The organism is Endozoicomonas numazuensis, from assembly GCF_000722635.1.
GTDB lineage: Bacteria > Pseudomonadota > Gammaproteobacteria > Pseudomonadales > Endozoicomonadaceae > Endozoicomonas_A > Endozoicomonas_A numazuensis.
On sequence record NZ_JOKH01000002.1, the window covers coordinates 492,069 to 517,513 of the forward strand.

General features: G+C 48.1%; 22 protein-coding genes. 9 read left to right on the forward strand and 13 right to left on the reverse strand.

Annotated elements, in window-relative coordinates; all coding sequences use genetic code 11:
• Positions 1 to 153: 153 nt before the first annotated feature.
• The 3 genes from lysS to GZ78_RS09520 all read right to left on the reverse strand — a co-directional run bounded on the left by lysS (position 154) and on the right by GZ78_RS09520 (position 5,678).
• Positions 154 to 1,647 (reverse strand): lysine--tRNA ligase, encoded by a 1,494-nt coding sequence (gene lysS / locus GZ78_RS09510; protein WP_034835025.1) that lies wholly within the window; start codon positions 1,645 to 1,647, stop codon positions 154 to 156.
• A 129-nt stretch (positions 1,648 to 1,776) separates the two neighbouring features.
• A protein-coding gene (gene prfB / locus GZ78_RS09515) for a peptide chain release factor 2 (protein WP_152558643.1) occupies positions 1,777 to 2,875 on the reverse strand; the annotation gives its coding sequence in 2 pieces (ribosomal slippage) (positions 1,777 to 2,799 and positions 2,801 to 2,875; 1,098 coding nt in all).
• 259 nt (positions 2,876 to 3,134) lie between these two features.
• Complete coding sequence (locus GZ78_RS09520; protein ID WP_034835027.1) at positions 3,135 to 5,678, reverse strand: hypothetical protein; 2,544 nt, start codon at positions 5,676 to 5,678, stop codon at positions 3,135 to 3,137.
• A gap of 238 nt (positions 5,679 to 5,916) precedes the next feature.
• Between GZ78_RS09520 and GZ78_RS09525 the strand changes: the two genes are divergently transcribed.
• Positions 5,917 to 6,183 (forward strand): hypothetical protein, encoded by a 267-nt coding sequence (locus GZ78_RS09525; RefSeq protein WP_034835029.1) that lies wholly within the window; start codon positions 5,917 to 5,919, stop codon positions 6,181 to 6,183.
• A gap of 159 nt (positions 6,184 to 6,342) precedes the next feature.
• Here the strand turns inward: GZ78_RS09525 and dinG are convergent, their stop codons facing one another.
• Both dinG and GZ78_RS27350 read right to left on the reverse strand, forming a co-directional pair.
• Positions 6,343 to 8,493, reverse strand: a complete 2,151-nt coding sequence (dinG, locus tag GZ78_RS09530) for an ATP-dependent DNA helicase DinG (RefSeq protein WP_152558644.1) — start codon at positions 8,491 to 8,493, stop codon at positions 6,343 to 6,345.
• Positions 8,486 to 8,770, reverse strand: a complete 285-nt coding sequence (locus tag GZ78_RS27350; protein WP_051786007.1) for a DUF1145 domain-containing protein — start codon at positions 8,768 to 8,770, stop codon at positions 8,486 to 8,488. The genes dinG and GZ78_RS27350 overlap by 8 nt, the downstream gene beginning before the upstream one ends.
• A gap of 130 nt (positions 8,771 to 8,900) precedes the next feature.
• Between GZ78_RS27350 and GZ78_RS09540 the strand changes: the two genes are divergently transcribed.
• From GZ78_RS09540 to GZ78_RS29420, 4 genes are all read left to right on the forward strand, one after another.
• Positions 8,901 to 9,374, forward strand: a complete 474-nt coding sequence (locus GZ78_RS09540) for a YchJ family protein (protein WP_034836296.1) — start codon at positions 8,901 to 8,903, stop codon at positions 9,372 to 9,374.
• A 723-nt stretch (positions 9,375 to 10,097) separates the two neighbouring features.
• Complete coding sequence (locus GZ78_RS09545) at positions 10,098 to 11,090, forward strand: TAXI family TRAP transporter solute-binding subunit (protein WP_034835033.1); 993 nt, start codon at positions 10,098 to 10,100, stop codon at positions 11,088 to 11,090.
• 433 nt (positions 11,091 to 11,523) lie between these two features.
• On the forward strand, positions 11,524 to 14,085 hold the full coding sequence (locus GZ78_RS09550) for a TRAP transporter permease (RefSeq protein ID WP_034835035.1): 2,562 nt from the start codon (positions 11,524 to 11,526) through the stop codon (positions 14,083 to 14,085).
• Entirely contained in the window at positions 14,048 to 14,344 is a 297-nt protein-coding gene (locus GZ78_RS29420; protein WP_161787356.1) for a hypothetical protein, read from the forward strand. Before GZ78_RS09550 ends, GZ78_RS29420 begins: the two co-directional genes overlap by 38 nt.
• Here the strand turns inward: GZ78_RS29420 and GZ78_RS09560 are convergent.
• The 3 genes from GZ78_RS09560 to GZ78_RS27355 are packed head-to-tail and all read right to left on the reverse strand — an operon-like array spanning position 14,341 to position 15,879.
• Entirely contained in the window at positions 14,341 to 15,006 is a 666-nt protein-coding gene (locus GZ78_RS09560; protein WP_034835037.1) for an SOS response-associated peptidase, read from the reverse strand. The genes GZ78_RS29420 and GZ78_RS09560 overlap by 4 nt on opposite strands.
• A gap of 2 nt (positions 15,007 to 15,008) precedes the next feature.
• Positions 15,009 to 15,257 carry a putative signal transducing protein gene (locus tag GZ78_RS09565; RefSeq protein ID WP_034835038.1) on the reverse strand — a complete coding sequence of 83 codons (249 nt, stop codon included), beginning with the start codon at positions 15,255 to 15,257 and terminating at the stop codon, positions 15,009 to 15,011.
• 55 nt (positions 15,258 to 15,312) lie between these two features.
• Positions 15,313 to 15,879: a tetratricopeptide repeat protein gene (locus GZ78_RS27355; protein ID WP_051786008.1), complete on the reverse strand. Its 567-nt coding sequence runs from the start codon at positions 15,877 to 15,879 to the stop codon at positions 15,313 to 15,315.
• A gap of 351 nt (positions 15,880 to 16,230) precedes the next feature.
• On the opposite strand from GZ78_RS27355, the gene GZ78_RS09575 reads away from it, so the two are divergent.
• Positions 16,231 to 17,433: a 1-acyl-sn-glycerol-3-phosphate acyltransferase gene (locus GZ78_RS09575; protein WP_236631520.1), complete on the forward strand. Its 1,203-nt coding sequence runs from the start codon at positions 16,231 to 16,233 to the stop codon at positions 17,431 to 17,433.
• Positions 17,430 to 17,747 (forward strand): NGG1p interacting factor NIF3, encoded by a 318-nt coding sequence (locus GZ78_RS09580; RefSeq protein WP_407919765.1) that lies wholly within the window; start codon positions 17,430 to 17,432, stop codon positions 17,745 to 17,747. The genes GZ78_RS09575 and GZ78_RS09580 overlap by 4 nt, the downstream gene beginning before the upstream one ends.
• 2 nt (positions 17,748 to 17,749) lie before the next feature.
• Here GZ78_RS09580 and GZ78_RS09585 read toward each other — a convergent pair whose 3' ends face one another.
• Both GZ78_RS09585 and GZ78_RS09590 read right to left on the reverse strand, forming a co-directional pair.
• Complete coding sequence (locus GZ78_RS09585; protein WP_034835039.1) at positions 17,750 to 19,456, reverse strand: SWIM zinc finger family protein; 1,707 nt, start codon at positions 19,454 to 19,456, stop codon at positions 17,750 to 17,752.
• Positions 19,457 to 19,745: 289 nt separating this feature from the next.
• Positions 19,746 to 20,297, reverse strand: coding sequence for an NUDIX hydrolase (locus tag GZ78_RS09590; RefSeq protein WP_034836308.1), 552 nt, complete (start codon positions 20,295 to 20,297; stop codon positions 19,746 to 19,748).
• Positions 20,298 to 20,737: 440 nt separating this feature from the next.
• On the opposite strand from GZ78_RS09590, the gene GZ78_RS09595 reads away from it, so the two are divergent.
• Both GZ78_RS09595 and GZ78_RS09600 read left to right on the forward strand, forming a co-directional pair.
• On the forward strand, positions 20,738 to 21,415 hold the full coding sequence (locus tag GZ78_RS09595; RefSeq protein WP_081869768.1) for a CoA pyrophosphatase: 678 nt from the start codon (positions 20,738 to 20,740) through the stop codon (positions 21,413 to 21,415).
• On the forward strand, positions 21,412 to 21,945 hold the full coding sequence (locus tag GZ78_RS09600) for a gamma carbonic anhydrase family protein (RefSeq protein ID WP_034835040.1): 534 nt from the start codon (positions 21,412 to 21,414) through the stop codon (positions 21,943 to 21,945). The genes GZ78_RS09595 and GZ78_RS09600 overlap by 4 nt, the downstream gene beginning before the upstream one ends.
• A 152-nt stretch (positions 21,946 to 22,097) precedes the next feature.
• On the opposite strand, the gene GZ78_RS09605 is transcribed toward GZ78_RS09600, so the two are convergent.
• The 3 genes from GZ78_RS09605 to GZ78_RS09615 all read right to left on the reverse strand — a co-directional run bounded on the left by GZ78_RS09605 (position 22,098) and on the right by GZ78_RS09615 (position 25,006).
• Positions 22,098 to 23,351, reverse strand: a complete 1,254-nt coding sequence (locus GZ78_RS09605; RefSeq protein ID WP_034835042.1) for an HlyC/CorC family transporter — start codon at positions 23,349 to 23,351, stop codon at positions 22,098 to 22,100.
• A 239-nt stretch (positions 23,352 to 23,590) separates the two neighbouring features.
• Positions 23,591 to 24,076, reverse strand: coding sequence for a DUF2165 family protein (locus GZ78_RS09610; RefSeq protein WP_034836314.1), 486 nt, complete (start codon positions 24,074 to 24,076; stop codon positions 23,591 to 23,593).
• A 117-nt stretch (positions 24,077 to 24,193) separates the two neighbouring features.
• Complete coding sequence (locus GZ78_RS09615; protein WP_051786009.1) at positions 24,194 to 25,006, reverse strand: cytochrome C assembly family protein; 813 nt, start codon at positions 25,004 to 25,006, stop codon at positions 24,194 to 24,196.
• Positions 25,007 to 25,445 lie beyond the last annotated feature (439 nt).

Sequence of the window (25,445 nt, forward strand, 5' to 3'; positions counted from 1 at the left end):
AAAAGACGAATTCCATTTACGCCAATCTTCTTGTACTTCAGCCTGAAAAACTGACTTTTATGAGTCACCGTTCAAGCTTGGTCAATGGCCGCTAAAGGCTGAGCTGCAAGACCGGCAGACAGATAGACTGACTGCCGGAAGATCCAACCGGGATTACTGCTGTGGTCGCATGTGCGGGAACAACAGTACATCACGGATAGAAGGTGCATCAGTAAACAGCATGACCAGACGGTCTATACCAATACCTTCGCCCGCTGTTGGCGGCAAACCGTACTCCAGAGCGTTGATGTAGTCTGCATCGTAATGCATGGCTTCATCATCACCAGCGTCTTTTTCGGCGACTTGCTGACGAAAACGCTCAGCCTGGTCTTCAGCATCGTTCAACTCGGAGAAACCGTTGGCAATTTCACGGCCGCCCACGAAGAATTCGAAGCGGTCGGAAGTAAATGGATTGTCATCATTACGACGAGCCAGAGGCGAAACCTCTGTTGGGTATTCGGTAATGAAGGTCGGATCCATCAGACGATGCTCAACAGTCTCCTCAAATATCTCGATCTGAACCTTGCCCAGACCCCAGGTACCCTTGACCTCGATACCCAGCTTTTCCGCAACCTGGGTGGCTGAATCGATGTTGTCGATATCAGCAGCCTCAAGATCCGGATTGAAGTGCAGTATAGAATCGAAAACAGACATACGCACAAAAGGCTTGCCGAAATCGATCTCGTTACCCTGATAAGTCACCGTGGTTCCGCCTGTCACGTCTTTAGCAAGACGCTTAAACAGGGCTTCCGTATGATTCATCATGTCGACGTAATCTGCGTAAGCCTGGTAGAACTCAATCATTGTGAATTCAGGGTTGTGACGTGTAGACAGTCCTTCGTTACGGAAGTTCCGATTAATTTCGAACACCCGTTCAAAGCCACCCACGACCAAACGCTTCAAATAGAGTTCTGGAGCAATACGAAGATACATATCAATATCCAACGCATTATGGTGAGTGACAAAAGGCCGTGCAGTAGCACCACCCGGAATCACCTGCAGCATTGGGGTTTCCACTTCCATATAATCCTGCTCATGGAAGTAGTCACGAATCACTTGAACAATGCGGGAACGAATACGAAAAGCATCACGAGACTCTTCACGGGTAATCAGATCCACATAGCGCTGACGATAACGCATTTCGGTATCGGTCAGTCCCTTGTGTTTTTCGGGCAGTGGGCGCAGAGACTTGGTCAACAGCTCAACCTGCTCCATATCCACATAGAGATCGCCCTTACCAGAACGCTGCACGGTGCCTTCGGCACCAATAATGTCACCCAGGTCCCAGGTTTTGACTTCTTTCAGAATGCCTTTATCCAGTACCTTGCGGTTGACATAAACCTGGATACGACCCGACATATCCTGGATTTCCATAAACGCACCACGGTTCAGCATGATGCGGCCAGCAACCTTGACCTTCTTGCCCGCTTCCAGCAACGCTTCCTTGCTCGACTGGGCGTACTCTTTTTGCAAATCAGCAGCCAGAGCGTCTCGACGAAACGTGTTTGGAAAAGCGACTCGCTCGGAACGAATGGCACTGAGCTTTTCACGACGAAGAGCTACCAGCCGGTTCTCTTCCTGAGCATCTAAGATCTGTTCTTCAGACATATTTTCTCCAGTTCGCCCCTTTGGGGGCTGGGAGTTAACCGTTTTCAGTAAAGAGTGATACGCTCTGTAAACGCTTGACTACCAACTCCTCTCTGTAAACTGTTTTCTGCTAATGCTAACGGCTGACCTTCAAAGGCCTTTCTTAAGACTGGCCTCGATAAACTTATCGAGGTCACCGTCCAGAACAGCCTGGGTATTGCGGGTTTCTACGCTGGTTCTGAGATCCTTGATCCGGGAATCATCCAGTACGTAGGAACGAATCTGGCTGCCCCAGCCAATATCGGATTTGGAATCTTCCAGAGCCTGAGCATCAGCGGTACGTTTCTGCATCTCCAGCTCATACAGCTTGGCTTTCAACTGCTGCATGGCCTTGTCCTTGTTCTGATGCTGAGAACGCTGGTTCTGACACTGCACAACGATACCGGAAGGTTCGTGGGTAATACGAACCGCAGAGTCGGTGGTGTTTACGTGCTGACCACCCGCACCGCTGGAACGGTAAGTATCAATTCGCAGATCGGCCGGATTAATCTCAATCTCGACATTGTCGTCAATCTCAGGGGACACAAACACCGAAGAGAACGACGTATGACGGCGGTTACCGGAATCAAATGGAGACTTCCGTACCAGACGATGTACGCCTGTTTCTGTTCTCAACCAGCCAAAAGCATATTCGCCAGAAAACTGCACCGTAGCCGATTTAATACCCGCCACTTCACCCGCAGAGACTTCAATAATCTCAGTTTTGAAGCCTTTTTGTTCACCCCACCGCAGGTACATCCGCAACAACATATTGGCCCAGTCCTGAGCCTCAGTACCACCCGAGCCAGACTGGATATCCAGGTAAGCATTGTTGGCATCCATTTCGCCGGAGAACATGCGACGAAATTCCAACTCTTCCAGCTTTTCACTCAGCTGGTCAAGTTCTTCTACAACACCATCTACACCCTCTTCATCCTGTTCTTCGACAGACATTTCCAACAGTTCGCTGGAGTCTTGCAAGCCAGATGTCATTTGGTCGATGGTTGAAACAATGCCTTCCAGAATAGAGCGTTCTTTACCCAGAGCCTGGGCGCGCTCTGGCTCATTCCAGACATTCGGATCTTCAAGCTCTCGCTCTACTTCCTGCAGACGCTCACTTTTGTGAGCGTAGTCAAAGATACCCCCTAAGCACGTCAGTACGCGCCGTAAGATCTTTAATACGCTCCTTGATAGGGTTTACTTCAAGCATGTCTTGTCGCTCAGTATCGTTCAGTGATCGATGAAAAATCGGGAAATACGACTCCAACTGCCCTGGCTACCATCAATAAAGCGACTGCGCCTGAGTCAGGAACAGAATCGAATGGTTTTCTTTGAGCAATGAGAGGAAGGGACTATTTCCACAATAAAAACAGCCGGTCATTGTACCTGATCAGATTAAGTCTTGGAATCATAGAAAAAGAAAAGCCAGCCTCCGAGAACCGGGGCTGGCCAATACAAAACACAGGCAATCAGACAAAGTCTTTTAAAGCTGAGAAATCGATTTCTTTCAGTGCTTGACAGGCGGCGACTCTCGCCGGGTAATCCTCAAACTGCTGCATAGTCTCCAGTTTAGCCTCAAAATCACCCAGCACTTCATAAGCTGAGTCAATGCTAGCCAACAAGCCAGACAACTCTTCTTTGAGATTGGCAGGTACCACTTCATCGGCAAAATACTTTTTCACTTTTTCAGCCACAAAGTCTTCAACCTTCTCCAGACGCGTCCGAAGACCGTTAATGATGACTGTGAAAGCCTCCATGTGAGACTTCATCAATTGATCATTCTTCGAAATCATGGATTCAAGTTTCTGCTCCTTCTTCCTCAATCTGGACGATGTCATTCTAACAACACTCAGGTCTTTACTGGCCGCAACCTCTTTTTTAGCGATATCGATAGAATTCTCCAGAATAGTTTTCTGCTCCAACTTGGAAGTCAGCTTGCTTTCCAGCCCTATGACCCAGTTTGTCAGAGAATCAACGGGTTCCAGCAGTTCAATATCTTCCCCTTTATTCAGTTCAAAGAAGTCCACTTTACCAGCGTAAGATTTAGTGAGTTGAACACATTCCAATGACACTCTGATCTCATCCCTTCCTGGAAGATCCTTGAGAAGATCCGCACCCGTCACGGTAGCGGATGATCTCGGGTAGTGATCCACTTCATCAATCAGAGGCATCAATACTGATTCCACTTCAGTTTCCATTTTTTCTGTATTAAGGTCCGGCTTTGCTACAGGTTCCGGTGTCGCACTGGCTCTCACCTCATCCGTTCTCTCTTCCGACGCTGACCGGGTATGGACAGAACCGGCTTTATCATCGGCCAGGAAACCGGATTCGGAGTCTTTATCACCCAGCAGTGAATCTTCACCATCACTGTCAACACTCCAACCTTCTCCCCGCTCTTCCAAATAAGGTAGCCAGATCCCTCCAGTGGGCGTCAGAACTTTCGGAAACGACGTGGATTTAAAAGCTTCCACTTCCATTTCATCATCACTTTCAAGGCCCTTACCCGGTGGAATTTTTGCGAGCATTTCCTCTGACAGATCAAGGACAACCATCAACGGCATACCCTCTTCTTTCAGATCAACCTCCACATCAACCTCCACATCAACCGGTTCAGATGATGTCACTGTTAGTTTGCACTTTTTAACGGGCTCTGAATAATCGGATGTAATCATGGATTTCGTGACCGCGTCCCAGTCCATTACCCCTTCTCGTTCCACAAACGTTCTCTTTCGTCTTTCCGGCAGGCCCACATGAACATGCTCTCCGAGATCGGCTGAAAGAGGGTCGACACTGATCTTCTTGGATTGGGCTCTTCTGGCTTTTTTAGTCGAAGAATCACTATCGCTGTCGGACAAGGGCTCAACTGGCCTGGAGGGTGCAGGCTTCTCAAGGTCGGCAAGATGGTCCTGCGATTGAATAAAAGAAGTGATCTCGCCGGATACCTGGTGCGGGCCTTCACCCTTGGCTGACACAACATCCTGCCAATGCCACTGAGGTTTGCCTTTTACCACATTAACCCCAGCATCGGTCTGATCCAGAAGGTATTTAAAAGCCTCGACCTCCAGTTCAGAGAACCCTTGTTTCTCCAGCTCTTTTGGCGAAGCATTCTGAAATGCGACAAACCAGCTGTGCAGGCTCGGATAGCTTTTAACAAAGTCACGGTCGGTAAACTGGAATGATTCGTCCTTGTGACCGAGACTGTTTCTGATTGACCAGTAACGGCTATAAATGGTACTCAAGGGCATATCCCTGAAGCTTTTCTCCACCCAGGGAGGAAAAAACATGATCACAGGTTCTTTCCTTAGCCGATTCTTCTCCAGTCGATCACCAGGAAACAGTGTTTTACATTTACTTTCACTGCAAAATGCATAATTTACCGCCAGTGGCAGCTTTCTCCAGTCAAAAGGGCTGCCTTGACAAGCGGCATCAAGAGTACTGGCCCATTTTTCTGCTTTTTTAATATTTTTTCCCCCAGTGAACATCTTCTCGATGTCTCTGGCCTTGAAAATCAACCACTCATAGAGTTGACTTTCACCAGAAATGACTTCTTTAAGTGAGTCAACACCGGTTTTACAGGCTTCCTGAAGTTCAATAAGGTGATCTCTGTCGCTCAGGGAGAGTTCATTACTCTCATAGATTTCTCTGGCAGAATCAGGCTGAGGCACTTCAGGGAGTTTGTAGCGAAACTTACAGTCATCCCAGGACTGTCGGTACACAGGATCAAAAGCGTCAGGAACATAGCTGCCCGCCTGATGACCCAGGGAGCGAGCTTCAGACACTGTAGGGGTTTGACCTGTTTTTTCGATGACAGACTGCCTGAGACTCCTTTTGGGGCCTACACTGCAAGGCACCAGCACCCTCTCAGAAGGACTGGATTCTTTTCTGACTTTCAGCCCCTTGAATGACGATTCAACCCCTTTCGAAGTGGATGAGGGTTTTCTCACAGGGTACTCTTTACTCAGAATGTCCCAGGCTTTCGGCCTCACACCACCAAAATTTCCAAGCCCTTCCATAGACGGCCCTCCTTTCTTAAGCTGAACTAAAGTCAAAATTAAATACGATCCTGACCCTCTGACCTCCTTTAGCCCTGAATGGTTCCCCAAATAATGAGTCGAAATACGAAGAAAAGCGCCTGTGTGCTTTAACTACACGCTCCAACAACCATGGTTTGCAGCTCATTAAGGGAACATTTTAAGCAATGTGAAGTCCAACCCCCTGACATAACAACGAAACAAACATGAGGCTATCACTATGATCAAACAAAAACTGACTGCCCTGGCCCTGGTTCTACCTCTGGCCGCTGCCACCCTGACTGGTTTTGCTGATGAAGAGCAAGAACAGCAGGAAGATACTCATAAAAGCGAGATGGTACTGGACCTTCACGGCCTGCTGGCTGATAACGAAGACGAGAATAGTACTGATGAAGACACTTCTTCCTCAGAAGAAAACAAGCGTTTTGACATTCTGTCAGACAACGATCAGACCGAAGACAGCAACGAAGAGAAGAAAGAAGGTTAACGCTATTATCAGCCTCTGGCAGACCCTGTAAACAGGTCTGCAGAGGCTGTAAATCCACTGCTCAAAAAGTCCACCCAGAGAAAACCTGAACTGAGGGAGTATCACTGGATAGATACTTATCAAATCAAGCGCGATATGACGCCAAAAAGAAAGCCGTGATCAGATGACAGCGTAATCTATCACTCTTCTGAAAGGCGGCAGAGAATCAAGAATCATACGACCATACCTTGCCGTTACAACCCTTCTGTCCAGTAAGGTAATCTGGCCGGTATCCTGCTCAGTTCGAAGTAAACGACCACAAGCCTGTACCAGCTTGATGGCAGCGTCTGGCACAGCCATTTCCATAAACGGGTTACGCCCCTGAGCCTCAAGCCATTCTGATAGTGCAGACTCCACCGGGTCATCAGGCACCGCAAAAGGAATCTTGGCAATGATGACGTGCTCACAATAGGCACCCGGCAAATCGATACCTTCTGCCAGACTCGCCAGACCAAAGAGAATGCTGTCTTTGCCATCGTCGATATTCTTACGATGCAGCTTCAGAAGCTCCTGTCGGGAATAATCATCTTGCAACAAGATCTTCTTGCGCCACTCATCATCCAGACCAAAATGCACATCTTTCATCTGTTTACGGGATGAGAAGAGCACCAGAGCACCTTTTTGTCCTGACATCAGGTTGGGCAGCATCTCAACAATTTCTTCCGTATGCTCCTCACTCTGTCTGGGATCAGACAGCATATCAGGTACGACCAGCTTGGCTGCCAGGCTGTGCTGAAAAGGACTGGGAACCACCACGCAATGAGACTCGGAAGGCACACCGGAACGCATTCGGAATCGATTAAAGTTACCCAATGCCGTTAAAGTGGCCGACGTTACAATGGATGCATAACCCGGATTCCAGAGTGTCTGCCAGAGTGTTGCCGAAGACAGAATCGGACTACTGAACACTTCCAGCTCTTCACCAAAAGGACCTTCGCTCCATTTTAGCCAACGAGCACTGGGCGGTTCACCTTCGGGATCTTTCAGGGTGTAGGTCAACCAGAGTTGAAACTGGTTTTCCAGACGCATTTGCATAGCCCCGATTTCCGGATACAACTGCTCTGCCTGCCAACGGTCAATACCGGGCACGTCTCCGTCCATGGCGTCATTCAATTCTTTGGCAACCTTTTCGACCATCCCGCTGCAGCGACTGAACCCCGCCTTCAGGATCTCTGCCTGTTGGCGCACTTCTTCCGGTACTTTTCCTTCAGGGAAACGATGGATTGCAACAGTCATGTCACCCTGAATGCGAGGCTCAAAGGTCGCTACACCGTGCAACAGTGTCCGGGTATGGCCCAGAGCATTCACCAGATCATCAAACTCAGGCATAAGCTTTTCCAGCCTTTCGCCTAGCTCTCCTGGCAGTGCGTTCTGGGACAGCGTTTTCTGAAGATATTTACTGGCCTTTTCCAGCCAGCTGGCTGTGCTTTTTACTCGGGAATGGCAAGCAAAATGATCAATCGCCTTGTCAGGCAGATGATGACCTTCATCAAAAACATAAATCGTGTCTTTAGGATCAGGTAGAATAGCGCCACCACCCAGCGCCAGATCAGCCAGAACCAGGTCATGATTGGTGACCACCACATCCGCCTGTTCCAGGTCACCACGGGCCTTATAAAATGGGCACTGATTAAAGTAGCCACAACGACGGCCACTGCACTGAGCATGATCGGTGGTAATCATGCGCCACTGCTGATCTTCCAGGGCATCAGGCCAGCTGTCTCTGTCGCCTTCCCATTTGGAAGCCGCAAACTCTTCCAGCATATTCTGGTAAAGCTTCAGTGACGATTCATCTTGCTCAAGAGTGACGCCCTCTCCGGCAAACATATCCATCAGTGACGCAGTGGACTGCTCTTCCTGCAACAACCGGTCGAGTTTACTAAGACATGCGTACCGCCCACGACCCTTGGCCAGAGTAAAAGAGAACTTCAACCCTGTTTTCAGAATGATATCCGGAAGATCTTTGCCAATAATCTGCTCCTGCAGAGTGACTGTGGCAGTGGAAATCACCAGTCGTTTTTCAGCCGCCTGAGCCATAACCACTGCAGGAAGCACATAGCCCACCGTTTTACCGGTACCTGTGCCAGCCTCAACCACCATCACAGAGGGATCAGAAGTTCGACGCCCTTCACTGTCTGTTTTAATACTTCCAAGGGAGCGGGCGACTTCAGCAATCATCTGTTTCTGCCCTGGCCGGGCCTTCAGTTTCTTGCTGTCCAGAAATGTGCTGTAAGCCTTCTGGATCCTCTTTTTCTGTGTCTCTTCAAGCACTGTGTTGATCACCGGCCGGCTGGGTAGGGACTTTCTTCATCAAGCTCATCAGATGAAATCCACCAAAGATAAGAATCATATAGCGATCTTTCAATGACAGGGGCGCCCCCATGGCCGCAAAGCGCCGGCTGAAGAAAAAATGCTCTGCAGTGTGCATCAGCAAGAGTAAAGGAGCCGCCCACTTCAGCACGGACCCCATAGGCTCAGCCACGGGCACGAATAAATTCAACAGCGCTGCCAGCCAGAATAAAACCACCACTGCTTTGCCAAGACGCATGCATCTGATCCTATAAATTGAGTAAAATGACATTCTATCGAAAACTATTCATTCCTGCTCGTAGAAATCAATGACTGAAGACAGCTCTGAGATAAAGCAACCTGCGCCCACTGCCTCTGGTAGTGGAAAAATGCCAGAGAAAACCGAATGCCCCTGCGGTTCTGGTGAAGAATATGCTTCATGCTGTGGCCAATACCATTCTGGCCAGGCAGCCCCCACCGCTGAAGCACTGATGCGTTCGAGGTTTTCAGCCTACTACCTGAAAAACACCGACTACCTGATCGCCACCACCTGGACGCGTCAGATCGATGGAATTGATAAAGCCGGTATTCATAAACGTGCAGATACTACGCAGTGGACGCGACTGGATATTGTCAGCACCGAAGCGGGCACCCCTTCCGACACCAAAGGAAAAGTGGAATTCAAAGCCTGGTTTCTGAACCCCGCTACCGGCCAGGAAGAAGCACACCATGAGCGCTCAGACTTCATCAAGGAACAGGGGCAATGGTACTTTATCTATCCCGATGTTCCTGCCAAATTACCCGGCAGGAATGACCCCTGCCTTTGCGGTAGTGGCAAGAAGTACAAAAAATGCTGCGGTTGATTATTTAAATGAGCCCTGTCCAAAGACGAAACTAAAAAGTTAAAGTTGAGTAATACCAATCAAACTTTCAAACCCCGTTATGAGCAAGCCATTTGAGCGCAATAGGCAATACCCACAGGGCATAAAGGCGGGGTGAGGAGTCATAGCCGTAGCTATGGGGACGATCCCCAACGCAGAATATTGGACTCAAATGGCTGCACAGTAGGGGATTTTGAAAGTGCGATTGGTATAAATACCCAGTCCGGAAACCCTAATCAGCACCGGACTGGTTTGTAAAAGATTGCATAAAAACCCTGCCTGCTACCCCAACCTCAGAACGGTAACATCCTCTATTTGATAGGTATCAGCCGCAAGCGTATTGACACAAATCAAAAAACCTCTTTAAAAATACTGTAATAATCTAATAGTATTACGGACTGCCACATAAAAACGTATAGATATAAGCCATGCGACTGATGTCATACGTTAAAAATGAGAATGAAGGATCGATAAAGCTAATTCAATTAAGCGACAGACTTCACAAAAATGCCGGGAGCTACGACTGCAGACTTATAAATGGTTCAATAAGACTGCAGGATATAAAGCCAAATAAGCAGTGAAAGCCTTTCGCTCTGTGTGCAGGCTTTTCAAAGTACAAACATAAACATATAGCTACAAGCTTGGATTGCCGCCCTGATAAACATTAATAAAGGTGGTTGTCCCTTAATATCAAGGAGCACAAACATGTCTGTTCTGAAAAAACTGGGAATGGTTGCCATGGGCGCCGGTCTGGCTGCCGCTACTTCTGCCGCCAGTGCTGCAACCCCTCAACAGCAGTTCGTCACCATTGGTACCGGTGGTGTAACGGGTGTTTACTACCCTACCGGTGGTGCTATCTGCCGTCTGGTGAACAGAGACCGTAAAGATCACGGCATTCGCTGCTCCGTTGAAAGCACCGGTGGCTCTGTATACAACCTGAACACTATTCGCTCCGGTGAGCTGGACATGGGTATCGTTCAGTCCGACTGGCAGTACCATGCCTATGAAGGTTCCAGTGCAGAATTCAAGGGCCAGGGAGCAGACAAAAAATTACGTGCCGTTTTCTCTATTCACCCTGAAGCTTTCACCATTGTGGCTCGCAAAGACGCCAAGATCGTGAATTTTGATGATCTGAAAGGCAAGCGTGTCAATATTGGCAACCCTGGTTCAGGCCAGCGCGGCACCATGGAACAGCTGATGGACGTATACGGCTGGACTAACGCTACTTTCTCCCTGACCTCTGAACTGAAGTCAGCTGAGCAAGCCAAAGCCCTGTGCGACAACAAGATTGACGCCTTTGTATTCACAGCTGGACACCCAAGCGGCTCCCTGAAAGAAGCCACTTCTTCCTGTGAAACAGTACTGGTTAATGTTTCAGGCCCTAAAGTTGAAAAGCTGATTGCTGACACGCCTTATTACCGTGCAGCCACTATTCCTGGCGGCATGTATCAGGGTAACGAGAAAGACACTCTGACCTTTGGTGTCGCCGCGACTTTCGTTTCTTCTTCCGAAATTAATGACGAAGCGGTGTACAACATCACCAAGTCTGTTTTTGAAAACCTGGAAACCTTCAAGAAACTGCATCCTGCCTTCGCCAACCTGAAGAAAGAAGAGATGATCAGCGATGGTCTGTCAGCTCCTCTGCATAACGGTGCCAAGAAATACTTCGAAGAAGCTGGCCTGCTGAGCAGCAAATAACTTTTAGCACAGATAAGCAGTCCAGGAGGCTGTCCGAGAATAAACAGCCCGGCCTAAAATCCAGAAAGAACGGCCATCTTTTCCACTGAATTTGCTTAAATAGGTCAACTATTCGCACAAATCCAGTGAAGAAGCTGACTCGTTCTACTGAATTTTATGCTCGGACGCTATTCTCGGTCAGCCTCCTAGAGCGTGGATGAGCAACCTTGATCACAAATCAATAGCCGTCCACTTCAAGACTGCGGGTCAGTCCCTCTGATCAGACATCAGTCAATACCAGACAGGACAGCCTAATGCTGTCCTGTCGTATTTTTCCCGAGTCGATTTATTTACTGATGCTTTTTCGCTGATGCTTTTTCGCTGATGCACTGCATTAGCATAACAAAATCGTTTTATCCGCACAGGATGTGTACTCTGTCAGGAAGTATTTTTTATGGAAGCCGTAACACCCTCTCAGGAAAAAGAGGCACAGGCTCTGGTTCAGCAATCTGACCAGGGCGCCAGATCCCCAGCGGGACTGGCAGGCCGTGTCGTTATCGCTATCACTCTCTGCTGGTCCCTGTTCCAGTTGTGGTATGCTTCACCGCTGCCGTTTATTTTCAAAACAGGCATCTTTAATGACACTCAGGCCAGGGCTATTCACCTTGCCTTTGCTCTGCTGTTAACTTTTCTGGTTTTTCCTGCCACAAAACGCTCACCCAGAGACCGGATTCCAGCACTGGACTGGCTTCTGGCTATCGCTGCCAGCCTGAGCGCTGCCTACCTGTATATTTTCAGTACAGAACTGGCAAGACGCTCCGGCGCTCCCACCACTATGGACCTGATCACTGCCGGCACCGGCATGATTCTGTTGCTGGAAGCCACTCGTCGTGCACTTGGCCCACCACTCATGATCGTAGCCATTGTCTTTCTGGCCTACACCTTTGGTGGCCCTTATATGCCTGACGTGATTGCCCATAAAGGAGCCAGCCTGAATAAAGCCCTGTCACACCTCTGGATCACCACTGAAGGTGTGTTTGGCGTTGCTATTGGTGTTTCCACCAACTTCGTATTTTTGTTTGTTCTGTTTGGTGCCATGCTGGAACGAGCTGGAGCAGGCAACTACTTCATTCAGGTAGCCTTCTCTCTTCTGGGCCACCTGAAAGGAGGACCCGCTAAAGCGGCGGTAGTCTCTTCCGGACTCAGCGGCGTAGTGTCTGGTTCATCCATCGCTAACGTTGTAACCACTGGTACTTTTACCATTCCACTCATGAAACGTGTGGGTTTTCCTGCCCACAAGGCAGGCGCTATTGAAGTAGCCGCTTCCACCAATGGCCAGCTCACACCTCCGATCATGGGTGCTGCTGCGTTTCTTATGGTGGAATATGTGGGCATTTCCTATCTGGAAGTAATTCGAGCGGCATTACTGCCTGCTTTGATTTCCTACATTGCGCTGTTTTATATCGTGCACCTTGAAGCCGTTAAGGCAGGCATGGAAGGTTTACCAAGAAGCAGAACCCGGTCCGCAGCCCAGGCACTTATGTCATTTACGGGTACTTTTGCCGGACTCTGTGCTCTTGGCGCTGTCGTCTACTACGGTATCGGCTGGACTCGCGCTTATATGGGCGACTTTGCACCGGCCATCATCATAGGGGCTTTGCTGGCCAGCTACGTACTGCTGGTCAAACTGGCTTCGGCCCAACCCGACTTGCCTGAAGATTCAGAAGAAACCCTGACTCAAACACCTGATCCCGGCCCTACCCTGAAGCGCGGTCTTTACTTCCTGCTGCCTCTGGTTATCCTGCTCTGGTGTCTGACAGTAGAGCGATTCTCACCTGGCCTGTCTGCTTTCTGGTCAACGGTTGTGATGATCTTCATCACCCTGACCCATAAAGGCATGATTCAGTGGTTCCGCAAGCACGCTATTGATAAAGGTGAAGGATTCCGTGACCTGATGGACGGCCTGACATCCGGTGCCCGGAACATGATTGGGATCGGTGTTGCCACAGCGACAGCGGGTATTGTTGTTGGCGCAGTTACCTTGACCGGTATCGGTCTGGTCATGACAGAATTTGTTGAGTGGGTTTCCGGTGGCAATATCATCATTATGTTGATTTTCACCGCAATTATCTGCCTGATTCTGGGCATGGGGCTGCCAACGACTGCCAACTACATTGTGGTTTCTACCCTGATGGCTCCTGTGATTGTCACCCTGGGCGCACAGTCCGGACTGATCGTACCGCTGATTGCAGTCCATCTGTTCGTGTTTTATTTCGGTATATTGGCAGACGACACCCCTCCGGTAGGCCTGGCAGCCTTTGCGGCTTCTGCGATTGCCCAGTCAGACCCGATTAAAACCGGTATCCAGGGCTTTACCTACGATATTCGTACAGCAGTTCTGCCCTTCATGTTTATCTTTAACACCGAACTGCTGCTGATTGGTGTGGAAAGCCCCCTGCAACTGGCCATGGTGGTTGTGAGTGCAGTGATTGCCATGCTGGTATTTGCCACCGCCACTCAGGGATACTGGCTGACCAAAACCCGCTGGTATGAAACGGCTGCTTTGCTTCTGATCGCGTTTACCCTTTTCCGCCCCGGCTTCTTCTGGGATCGTATTTTCCCGGCTTATGAGACCTTTAAAGGGACCGAGATCGTTCAGGGTGTCGAAACACTGCCCGAAAACAGTAAAGCCCGCTTTTGGGTGTCCGGTGAAAACCTGGAAGGCAGAACGGTGAGTAAGCTGGCCATTCTTCCTGCAGGCAGTGTGAGCGAAGGCACAGAAAGACTCAGAGAAATGGGTCTTGAACTGATCGAGAGCGATAACCATCTGGTCGTGGATATGGTGGGCTTTGACAGCCCTGCTGAAAAAGCCGGCATCGACTTCGACTGGAAGCTTGAGAGTCTGGAAGTACCCGCTGATCGATTACCAAGAGAGATCATCTGGATTCCAGCTCTTCTGCTGCTGGGACTGATATTCCTTGGCCAAAGAAAGCGTCGTCACCAACTGGCCAGTTAACCCCTGTTATCCGGGTATGACATCAGCTCTGCCCGGATACACCTCTACCCAGAGATTCAATTTAACTGTAAGACTGGAAAGCTGGAAAGCTGGAAAGCTGGAAAGCTGGAAAGCTGGAAAGCTGGAAAGCTGGAAAGCTGGAAAGCTGGAAAGCTGGAAAGCTGGAAAGCTGGAAAGCTGGAAAGCTGGAAAGCTGGAAAGCTGGAAAAGATTAGACTTAGAAATAGTATTTTCCAACAATAAAAAACCGTTTTATTAAAATGTTGAAACCAGTTTTTTCACGCAGTCAGCCCCCTTATTTGCAACACTATTCACCGTTCTTCCTACTTTATAAAACGACAGGTTGCTAATCACCTGATCAGGGTTCTCCTGATGCATTAACACTGCCTCATAATCTTCACCCAGCCAATCAGCTGCCTGCTTCTGTGGTAACACCACTGGCATTCGCTCGGTCAAAGGCGTGATATGACTAATGGCAGGACGGGTAAGAATAGCGCAGGACTCAAAACTCAGTTGGTCATCAACAGGATAAGATTCCCAGACACCTGCGAAAGCAAATACACCACTAGATTTTGGACGTATATACCATGGCTGACTGCGCCCCCGGGTTTTCTGCCAGTCGAACCAGCCATCTGCCAATATCAGACAACGTCGTTTACGAATCGCATCACGAAACATCGGTTTGTCTGCAGCAGTTTCAATTCTTGCATTGATCTGGGCTCTGGAAAAATCCTGCAGCCAGTGAGGAACCAGCCCCCATTTAACCCGCAAGGCCTCTGGCTTGCCTTTCTCATTATTCTTGATAATGAGCACCTGTTCACCCGGCGCCACATTATAGGATGGGATATTAATAACCGGCTGGCTCATTCCAAGCCAACCCAGGTCGATTTGATCGGTCATCAAAGTATAACGACCACACATAATTAGTCTTCCCGGGCTTGAGTAAGGTCTTCCAGTACAGGTGAAGCCATGAGGTAATCTTCAATCAGCTGTTTAGCCCGACCTGCATCCAAGTCTTCAACATAGAGCGCCAGCAAGCCAGCAGCAGGCAGCTCTCCAATCGCACCACTAAGGTAGCTGCCACCAAGATGGCAGCTAATACCATGGCTTTGGAGAAGATCTTTGAGGCACTGGGCTTCAAGAGAATTATCAGGACTGAATATCTTGATCATGGTTCTATAAAAACATAGCCACCGTCGTAAAGAAAGACCTGGTTACCTGACGGGCTTATTTCAGGTAGACGGTCTTGATCTGACTCACCAGCTCATTAGCCTTGGATCTCTGGGCACTGTTGAGCATTTCAGAAAGTGCCTGTTTCTGCTTACGGGCTGCTGGAATAAAATCACCCTCTGAATCATCCAGGCTCAAGGATGTCCACATATAGGCAGCAATCAGGTTAGTGTCCGTTCCTACACCTTTATAGTAGGATTTGCCCAGCTCGTACTGTGCCTCTGCATTTTTACCCTGTCGGCCTGCCGCAAGCTCAATCAACTCAAACCCTTTTCCCGTGTCTTTGGCTACTCCGCCCAAGCCATCGCGATACGCCTTGCCCAGCATCAATTCTGCCTGAACATTACCTTTAGCAACCAAGGGTTCCAACAAAGAAAGCGTCTGTTTGGCACTATCAGGCTTGGCTTTCCCAGTGATCAACAGGCTGCCTGCTTCAAGCATTGCTTGCTCATCACCTGACTTAGCCTGCTTAAGCAGACTGGTAAAGTCTGCTGCCCAGCCACTCAGGGAAAACAGTAATGTAATGGCCAGTATCCCCCCCTGGCATTTCTTGTTCAATGACATCTACCACCTCTAACCGCTTGAGCAGCGTACCGCTCAGTCATATCATTTTTAGAACGACCATTAATAGCCGTATATTGACAGCCGCAGAGTATACACTTTCAATAGTCGGAATACTGCAAGGTAAGGGCTGCTGGATAGCAGCAAAAAGCTTAAACAGACATAAATGAAAATTGATAACTTCCATCTGCGGGACTGGTAAAAAAACCGCTCCCAACTTCATTTTCACTGTAAACCGTTACAAAGTGCCACATCCCGGCTACAGACCCCTTCTGGTAATGCCTATATAATCAATGGTTTAATTAAGTGTGAAAGTTTTTCATCATTTTTATGACGAATAAACAGCTTTCGCTCATGACTGTTATCAAAGGCAATTATCCTCATCAGATGGAACGTTTTGAAGAAATCCGCCCCTATCATGACCATGAAGTAAGACCGGCCTTAAACCGTCTGTTACAGGATCGTGAGCTCATTCAGGCACTGGTACGTCATCAGTATCCCCGTGTGCCCGACTATCTCAACGGTCTTGCTGGCTGGCTCACCTCGATGGGACTTCGCTACAAGCTGAAAGGCATTCATGATATTGATGGCCTGCAAGCCGTGATTGAGCCCTTCCTGACCCGGGTCATTGAAGGCAGCACATCAGGCATGAGCTTTTCTGGTCTGGATAAACTGGACAAACAACAGGCACACTTATTTTTGTCCAATCATCGGGACATTGTGATGGACCCTGCCTTTGTTAACCTGGCGATCTACAAGCACGGCATGCAAACCGTACGCATAGCCATTGGTGACAACCTGTTGCAGAGACCCTTTGTCAGTGACCTGATGCGCCTTAACAAAAGCTTTATCGTTAAGCGTTCAGTCGAGGGTCGTCGGGAAAAGCTCAAATCTTACCAAACACTGTCGGCCTATATTCATCATTCCATTGATACCGGCCACCCGGTATGGATTGCCCAAAGCGAAGGTCGGGCAAAAGACGGCGACGATAAAACCGATTCAGCCATCATCAAGATGTTTCATATGAGCCGAAAGGCGGCAGACACTTCATTTGCCGACAGCATCCGATCCATGAACCTGGTTCCGGTATCTATTGCCTATGAATATGACCCGTGTGATATGGCCAAGGCAAGAGAGCTCTATGAGACAGAAAAAGAAGGCAATTACGAGAAGTTTGAAGGTGAAGACCTGCAAAGCATCGTGACAGGCATTGAAGGTTTCAAGGGTAAGGTCCATGTTTCATTTGGCACACCTCTGACAGACAACTATGAGAATGCCAACCAGGTTGTCGATGAAGTTGACCGCCAGATTCATCAGAATTATCACCTGTTCGCGTCAAACCTCATTGCTTTTGACCGGCTTCGCAGCGACTTCCCTGAAGTTACAGAACGTTCATTAGAAGCGCTGTTTGCACAATTTTGTCCTGAAGAGTCTCTACCCCATAAACTCAAAGAGTTTAACGACAGACTCAGCCTATGCTCTCAGGAGCATCAGCCATGGTTCCTGAAAATGTATGCTAACCCGGTTATCAATCATTTCCACCGGAAACAACCATGATCGTGCACAAGCTCTGCTTTTTTGTCCCGCAAAGCCACCTTGAAACGGTGAAATCAGCCGTTTTTGCCACCGGTGCTGGACGGTATGAAAACTACGACAGCTGTTGCTGGCAAACTTCTGGCCAGGGACAGTTCAGACCACTGGACGGCAGTGATCCTTTTATTGGCAAGCAGGGTGAAGTGGAAACCGTTAATGAATTGAAGGTTGAAATGATCTGTGAAGACGTTTGTCTGGAAGCAGCTATTGCTGCCCTGAGAGCCTCACATCCTTATGAAGAACCCGCGTTTGAAACCTGGCCTGTACGCATTTCCTGAGCTTAATACTCAGGAAACTGCTCATTCAAAAAACCAATAAAGTTCCTTTTAATTTTGTACGCCTCTTTCAGTTTATTTAGCCACTGAATAAAAACCTGCTGCTGATTCAGTTCAACGAGTATCTGCTGACATTCAACCAGTAACTCAACAGCCTCCTGATAACTTTTGTTTGTTTTCTTCTCAACACAGTGCTGGACCAGCTTTTCATAGATGAAACGCGAACGCTCTCCATCCTGTCTGAAGTGTTTACGCAGCTCATAGAGTAGAGCAACATCCGGGCTTGCATCGCTCACCAGTTGCCAAGCGGACTCCAGATCAGATTCCGAAAGGTACGTCATCATCAGCGTATTTAAGACCCGGTAATGATGGTAGCCCCGGGTATTTGCTACACGCTCTTTCAGCCAGTCAATGGCTTTCTGTCGCCAGTCATCCTGATCGGCCAACTGCCCAGAGAGCTCTGTAAGGTGTTCAAACGTCGACAATGTCGGCGACTCTGTGAACTGCTCCCAGACATCCTGCAAAGCTTCGGAGCTTCGCCCCGTTTTCAGCAGCAGTTGCTGCTGCAACTCATGAATCTCTGCCGACTCACTGAAGCGACTGTTCTGTCGAGCTCTATCGAGGTAATTCTGAGCATCATCATACTCCCCCAGCTCCATATAAGAGCGGGCAATGACCAGATATTCTTCTTCCGTTCGGGCTATCTTCTTATAGAGATGAATCAGAGTCTTATAGTCATTTTCAAGCGTGGGTACCACTTGCAGAACTCTGAGCAAACGATCATAAGCGAACCGATCCCGCCAGTTGTCACTCTTCAGTCTGGGTAACTTATCCCAACGGGCCTGAGCGATAGCAAGGAAGGCATCCAGACACTCTGCACTCATCACTTCACTGAAATCATCAGGAATTCGACCATGCCACTCATCTTCATCCTGCAAAAGTAACTGAATCAGATGCTCTGCCTTCTGGTCTTCTGACCAGTTTAGGGCACTAAACGCGTCCACATAGAGTCGTTGTATTTGAGCAACCGGATCAAACCTGAAACCTCCAGAATCATCAACCGTTTCCAAAGCCCTTACAATCCGCGACGTGGCATAGTCAAGCAACTCCATCTGATCGGTAGCCGCCAGCTTTTTCAACGGAGGCTCCAGAACAGAAAATACATGCTCAATATTGGCAAAATACTGCCTGACCTGTGCATACCGAAAATAATGACGATTGTAAGGAATAGCGGCGGTTATTCGCTTGCGAATGGTTTTTCGGTCCATGATACCCAGCGAGGTTTCGGCCTTGAGCAACCACTCCTCACGCACTGAACGACTACTGTCAATCATATCAACCAAGTGTCCAACTAACTCTTCTTTAGGCATCTGCAACAAATAGGCTTCCAGCACATCGGCAGCCTGAGCCCCTTTTTTCACATGGGGGACAGAGACCTTATCCCGCAAAACCATGGCTACAGAAACACAATGTTTGCAGAAGTCGATGCCATCAGAAGCCGGGCATTCACAACTGCCATCCAGTGCACTTTGGGTATACACCAGATTGACCTGATAAACCTCATTTCCCATGACCTCGGCTGAAACCCGCTGCCCATGAACAGACAGGTCACCAACCCGACCTTCCTGGTAGTAACCCTTTCCTCGGGTAAAGGCCTTTTCGCCTGCCAGTTTCACTAACTGCTGATCGGTAATTTCCGGCCTGTCATTCACGCTTGTTTCTACCCAGTTTCTAGACATCCACTTTGATTTTAACCGAATAAGCTCGCACAGATGTGAACTCTTTTTTGTTATGTAATAAGTGAAACCAATGACGCTTATCCATCCGGATTTATCAGAGCTATTGCCCCATTAGCCAATCTTAAATAATTTGAACAGGCCTTAACTAAATACAGACAGGGAAACTGATTGGGTATCAGAGTAAGGCAACGTCCATAATAAAAGATGTTGCCTTTTTAAGAAGCGGAAATAATGCGATAGACAAGCTCCTGATTGACAAGACTCAGGAAGCGACTTTACGACCCGGCAAAATAATATCTTCGACTCGTTGTGGAAATTCACCGCTCTGACGATCACTGAAGTAATGGCTAAGAGTTCGGCTAATCGTATTAAAGGCTAACTCATCCCATGGAATCTCTTCTTCACTGAATAAAACCACTTCTTCACTTTCTTCCCCCGCACTGAACTCAGGGGTGTCCAGATGAGCCAGAAAAAATACCGAAAGCTGGCCGACATGCAGGATATTAAACAAGGTATACAGGGATTGAATAGTTACCTGAGCACCGGCTTCTTCCATGGTTTCCCTAAGAGCCGCCTGCTCCAGGGTTTCACCCAGTTCCATAAAACCACCCGGTAACGTCCAATACCCCTTACGAGGCTCAATAGCACGCTTACAGAGAAGTACCTTACCTTTATACACCGGTAAACAACCCGCAACGATTAACGGGTTTTGATAGTGAATTTTGCCACAATTGTCACAAACATCACGGAGCCGGTTATCGCCCTGGGGAATTTTCTTACTGACCTTCGCACCACAATCACTGCAGAAATTCACTGTCATTCCTTCTAACTATGAAATTCTTTCTTTCACCTTAACCCGATTATTAACGGAAGTCACTCCAATACCTTTCTATCATTTAGCCGCTTACAGTCAGCAGTAGACAGGATAAAGCCCTGTTAATCGAACCCTGTTTCCACACTCAAGTTGGCGTTATTTTGCTGGAAGCACACAACCACTGTTACAAGCTGGTGTACAAAATGCTTACCATTTCTATACCAGACGGCTCATGCAGTAAAAAATATCTGTGTTATGATCATTTAAAGCCCGAAAAAAACAGCCTTGCGCCAGCAGATTCCTGCCTGAAGTAAACTCGTAGTACAGGGACTGATGCCCCCAGGGTCGATAATAATAATGTTCCAACGGCGCCCTTTTTCATTGTCATCTTTTTCTCAGTATCTGAATGACGCCGTGGAAGCCTGAGATTCACGTGTTTTATGTTGATTACAGAAATTGAACAGAGACTCCGCAGACATAAGCCAAGAAGTATAGACACCTCTCTCCCGGAAGCCGCTGTACTGGTTCCCCTTGTTACGAACCATCGGGGTCAGGCTACTGAGGTAATACTGACCCGAAGAGCCTCACACCTTCATAAACACAGTGGTGAAGTGGCCTTTCCGGGTGGTAAACGAGAAGATCAGGATCGGAACCTGGTTCATACCGCGCTCAGGGAATCAGAGGAAGAAATTGACCTGAACCCTTCTTCTGTCCAGATACTGGGCACGATGGGGCCCGTTATCTCACGGTTTGGCATCAAGGTTATCCCCATTATTGGTTCTGTACCTGAAGGTTTGTCATTGAGTGCCAACGCTGAAGAACTGGATCGAATTTTCACGGTACCACTCGATTTTTTCATCGATCAGGATAACCTCCAGTTTGACCATTGGAGCATGAACGAGAAAACCTACTCCATGCCCTCCTACCAGTACGACGAATACCTGATCTGGGGATTGACAGCCATCATGCTGGTCGAGTTTCTGAATGTGGGCTTGAACACTGCCATTCCACTGGATGCGCCACAATTTCATGTCAGCCACAGTTATCCGCAAACCCGCTATGAGTCAGATAGCCGACAACCAAAGCCTAACCAGAGAAATAAAGCATCCACCACATGATTTACAAACTGAAGGAACGCCAGATCTCTCTGGAAGGTGATGAACACTTTATAGCCGACAATGCGACTCTGATTGGCTCGGTTCATCTCGAAAACAAGACCAGTGTCTGGTTCAATGCTGTCATTCGAGCCGATCATGAGTCCATTACTATTGGCGAAGAAAGCAACATTCAGGATGGTGCCGTCCTTCATGCAGACCCTGGCTTTCCCATTACCCTGGGAAAAGGCGTGACTGTGGGTCACAAAGCCATGGTTCATGGTTGCTCTATTGGCAACCACTCCCTGATTGGTATTAACGCGGTGATACTGAATGGCGCAAAAATTGGCCAGCACTGTATTATTGGTGCCAATGCACTGATTACAGAAAACACCGAAATCCCTGATGGGTCGGTAGTAATGGGTTCACCCGGAAAAGTGGTCAAAACGCTGGATACTCAGAAGAGACAACAACTGGAACAGGCGGCTCTTCAATACGTTCATAACTTGTCGTATTTTAATGAGTATCTGGAAGCGGATAAACGTTTTCAGTGATTTCAGTAGACTTTTCTGGTCCCCACGCAGAGCATGGGAACGTGTTGTACCGTTCCCCCTGAGCCTGTCGAAGTGCATTACCAGCACCCTTCGACAGGCTCAGCGTGAACGGAGTTCATGTTTCCATCGGGGAGTTATTTCAAGACACATTACTAAGCAGTAAAAATCTTCACAGCTTTAACCCGGTTATCCTTCACCTGAAGAATCTCAAAACGATACTCACCGACTTTGAGACAGACGCTGGACTCCGGGATAAACTCCATCTCTTCAGTAATCAGTCCGTTAATAGTGCGGGCTTCTTCAGTGGGCAGCTTCCAGCCCAGAGAACGGTTAATATCTCGAATAGAGGCAGAACCATCAATGATGTAACTGCCATCTTCCTGGGGCGTAATATCCTGACTTGAATCAGAAACATCTGTGGTAAAGTCACCCACAATTTCTTCCAGAATATCTTCCAGTGTCACCAGTCCGAGAATATCACCGTACTCATCCACAACCAGCGCTACGCGCTCCTTTGATTTCTGAAAATTAAACAGCTGAGTATGCAGTGGTGTACTTTCCGGCACATAGTAAGGCTCTGTTGTTTCCTGCATCAGAACCGCTTTATTCACTTCTTCCTGGCTGAGCAGTCGAGCGACCTTTCTCATGTGCAACATGCCCACAAGGTTGTTTACATCACCCCGGTAGACTGGCAAACGTGTATGCTGGCAGGCTCTCAGCTGTTCCAGAATGTCCTTGATGTCATCATCAATATCAATCCCGATAATTTCATTACGGGGCACCATAATATCGTCTACACGCACGTTCTCCAGATCCAGAATACCCAGCAGCATGCCTCGTCTTTTCTGTGGCAACAGCATACCCGGGTCGGTCACAATGGTGCGCAACTCTTCTGCATTCAATTGATCTTCTGCGGCCTGCCCTGGTTTGATCCCAAAGGGTCTTAGCAGAAAACCACAAACCCAGTTTAAAACCACGACCATGGGGTAAAAGAGTTTCAGCAAAGGCGTGAGTATAAAAGAAGCAGGAAAGGCGATTTTTTCCGGATAAAGCGCGGCTACTGTTTTGGGAGTCACTTCACCAAAAATCAGTACCACAACCGTAAGCCCCAGCGTAGCAATAGCAATACCGCTGTCTCCCCAGAGCCGAACAGCGACCAGGGTCGCCAGTGCAGACGCAAGAATATTGACAAAATTGTTGCCAATCAAAATCACACCGATCAGCCTGTCGGGACGCTCGAGCAATCGATGCGTTCTTATAGCCGCTTTGTGATTCTTGCGAACAAGATGACGAAGGCGATAACGGTTGATGGCCATCATGCCGGTTTCCGAACTGGAAAAAAATGCCGACAGCAACATTAAAAAGGCCAAAATGACCAAAAGAAGACTGGTGGATGCTTCACTCAAGACTGAAATCGCCTGTTCAGATTCTGGTTATCAAACTAGGAGCCTGACCGAGAATTGCGTCCGAGCATAAAATTCAGTTGAACGAGTCAAATTTTTCGTTGGATTTGTGCGAATAGTCGACCTATTTAATCAAATTCAACGTGAAATCTGGCCGTTCATACTGGATTTTAGGCCGGACTGTCTATTCTCTGTCAGGCTCCAGCAATTCTAACGTTTCGTCCAGTGAACCCCAAACACTTTTATCTTTCTTCCTGACCGAGATACATTAATGTCAAAAAAAACAGAGTGGCTACCCGGAATCCCGATTGAATGCCATTCCAGCTCTGGGACTGCCAGGCAAGAAACCATTCACCTGAAATAGCCATGAAAGCCACAAACCAGAGTAAAACCCCCAAAGTTAGCCCGACCATAGCCAAACTCTTACTTTCATGGAAACCCGGGCTACGAATATTGAAGGCCATACGACAGCCCCCTGCCCAACATAAAAGGGCAATAGCCGCTTCAACTGCAATTATCAGACTGTAAACCGCCTTCCAGATCCATGGATCATGAACAGCCCGCCAGTCTGCCTGAGTCAAGTTCCCCGTTGTATCCATGGTCAAAACATGCTGGACGTAAAGGTAATTGCTCTGGTAATCGACCAGATTATTAAACACAACAAGTGTACTAAACAGTGCAGCAGCTGCTACCAACAGAGTCTTACTGAGCTTAATGGCTACTATCATTTTCATAGCCACTAACAATAGACAGGCTTACGAAGATCTCAAGAGGCCTTCACGGGGTTATTCTGAAATGGAAAAGAAGAATACCAGGGCAGGAATGACGTCCCTGCCCCTGAAGTGTTAACGTACCAGAATAAAATCCACCACGGTCCGCCAGCCAAAATAAGCCACCAGCAGCAAGATAAAACCGGCAACAGTCCAGCGCATGGCTTTCTGACCACGCCAGCCATTGACCCAATGTCCAATCAACAATGTCGTAAACAGTACCCAGGCCACCAGTGAGAGCACCGTTTTATGGAGCATCTCTTTGGCAAACATATTGTCGATGTATAAGAAACCTGAAATAAGCGACAACGTCAGCAGGATAACCCCTACGGAAAGAAACTCAAACAGCAGTTTTTCCATCGTCTGCAAAGGTGGAAGAGCTTTCAGTAAACGCTTCTGATTATGACGTCTAAGCTGCTTTTCCTGATAAGCCAGCAGCAGTGACTGGCAAACAGCCACCATCAGCAATCCATAGGCCAATACCGACAATAGAACATGAACCACCATCAGTGTCGGTGATTTGAAAATGTGCTCTACCGGCGTCAGCCAGGCTGCCAAAATTGAAATCATGCTAAAAGGCAGAATGGTGACCAGTAAACTTTCAGACGGTTTACGTAAACTGCTGAGCAAGACAACTAATGTCACCATCAGAGTCGTTAGGGAACTTATAGTCAGAATGCCAAGATTCGCTCCCTTGTTGGTGTGAATAGAAAAATAGAGTGCGAATGTATGTAGAACCGCTCCGGCCGTAGTGGCAAGCAACACTACATTTCTAGCCCCGCCACGACCCGTAATTCTTCCCCATTGGCAAACCATTCCCATCGCATATAGAACGATGGCCCCGATACTGACGAGCATGACATTCATTGAACCTGTTATAACCTCCATCTGAAATTTTCCTGATGACTGGCCGGACAAAAAACCACTTCAAAGCGCGTAAACAGGGCCAGCTATTGGAATATCAGGCATTTTTCGATTCTGTAGAGAGTCAGTTTGTCATATCCGGAGTATGGACACCATGGTCGGACACAAATTTCATGAATGACCTATCCCGTAAAATTCATAAAGCCGCGCCAGTCAGATTAAAGGCTGCAAAAATACTGAGACAATCGTTTTCTGATGTGTACGAAAAGAAACGAACATCCCTCGTCGGCATCTCGCCAGGAGGCTGAAAATACGCCGAATGAAACACGCTTTTCAACAGCCTCTCGCAGCAAACACAAGTCAACGTTCAAAGAACCACGGAGCGTGGTGCTGCCCCTTTTGCTCGAGATTGGATATAATAACTCCCAATTACGCATTTACACCTTACTTCAAGGTATACCCA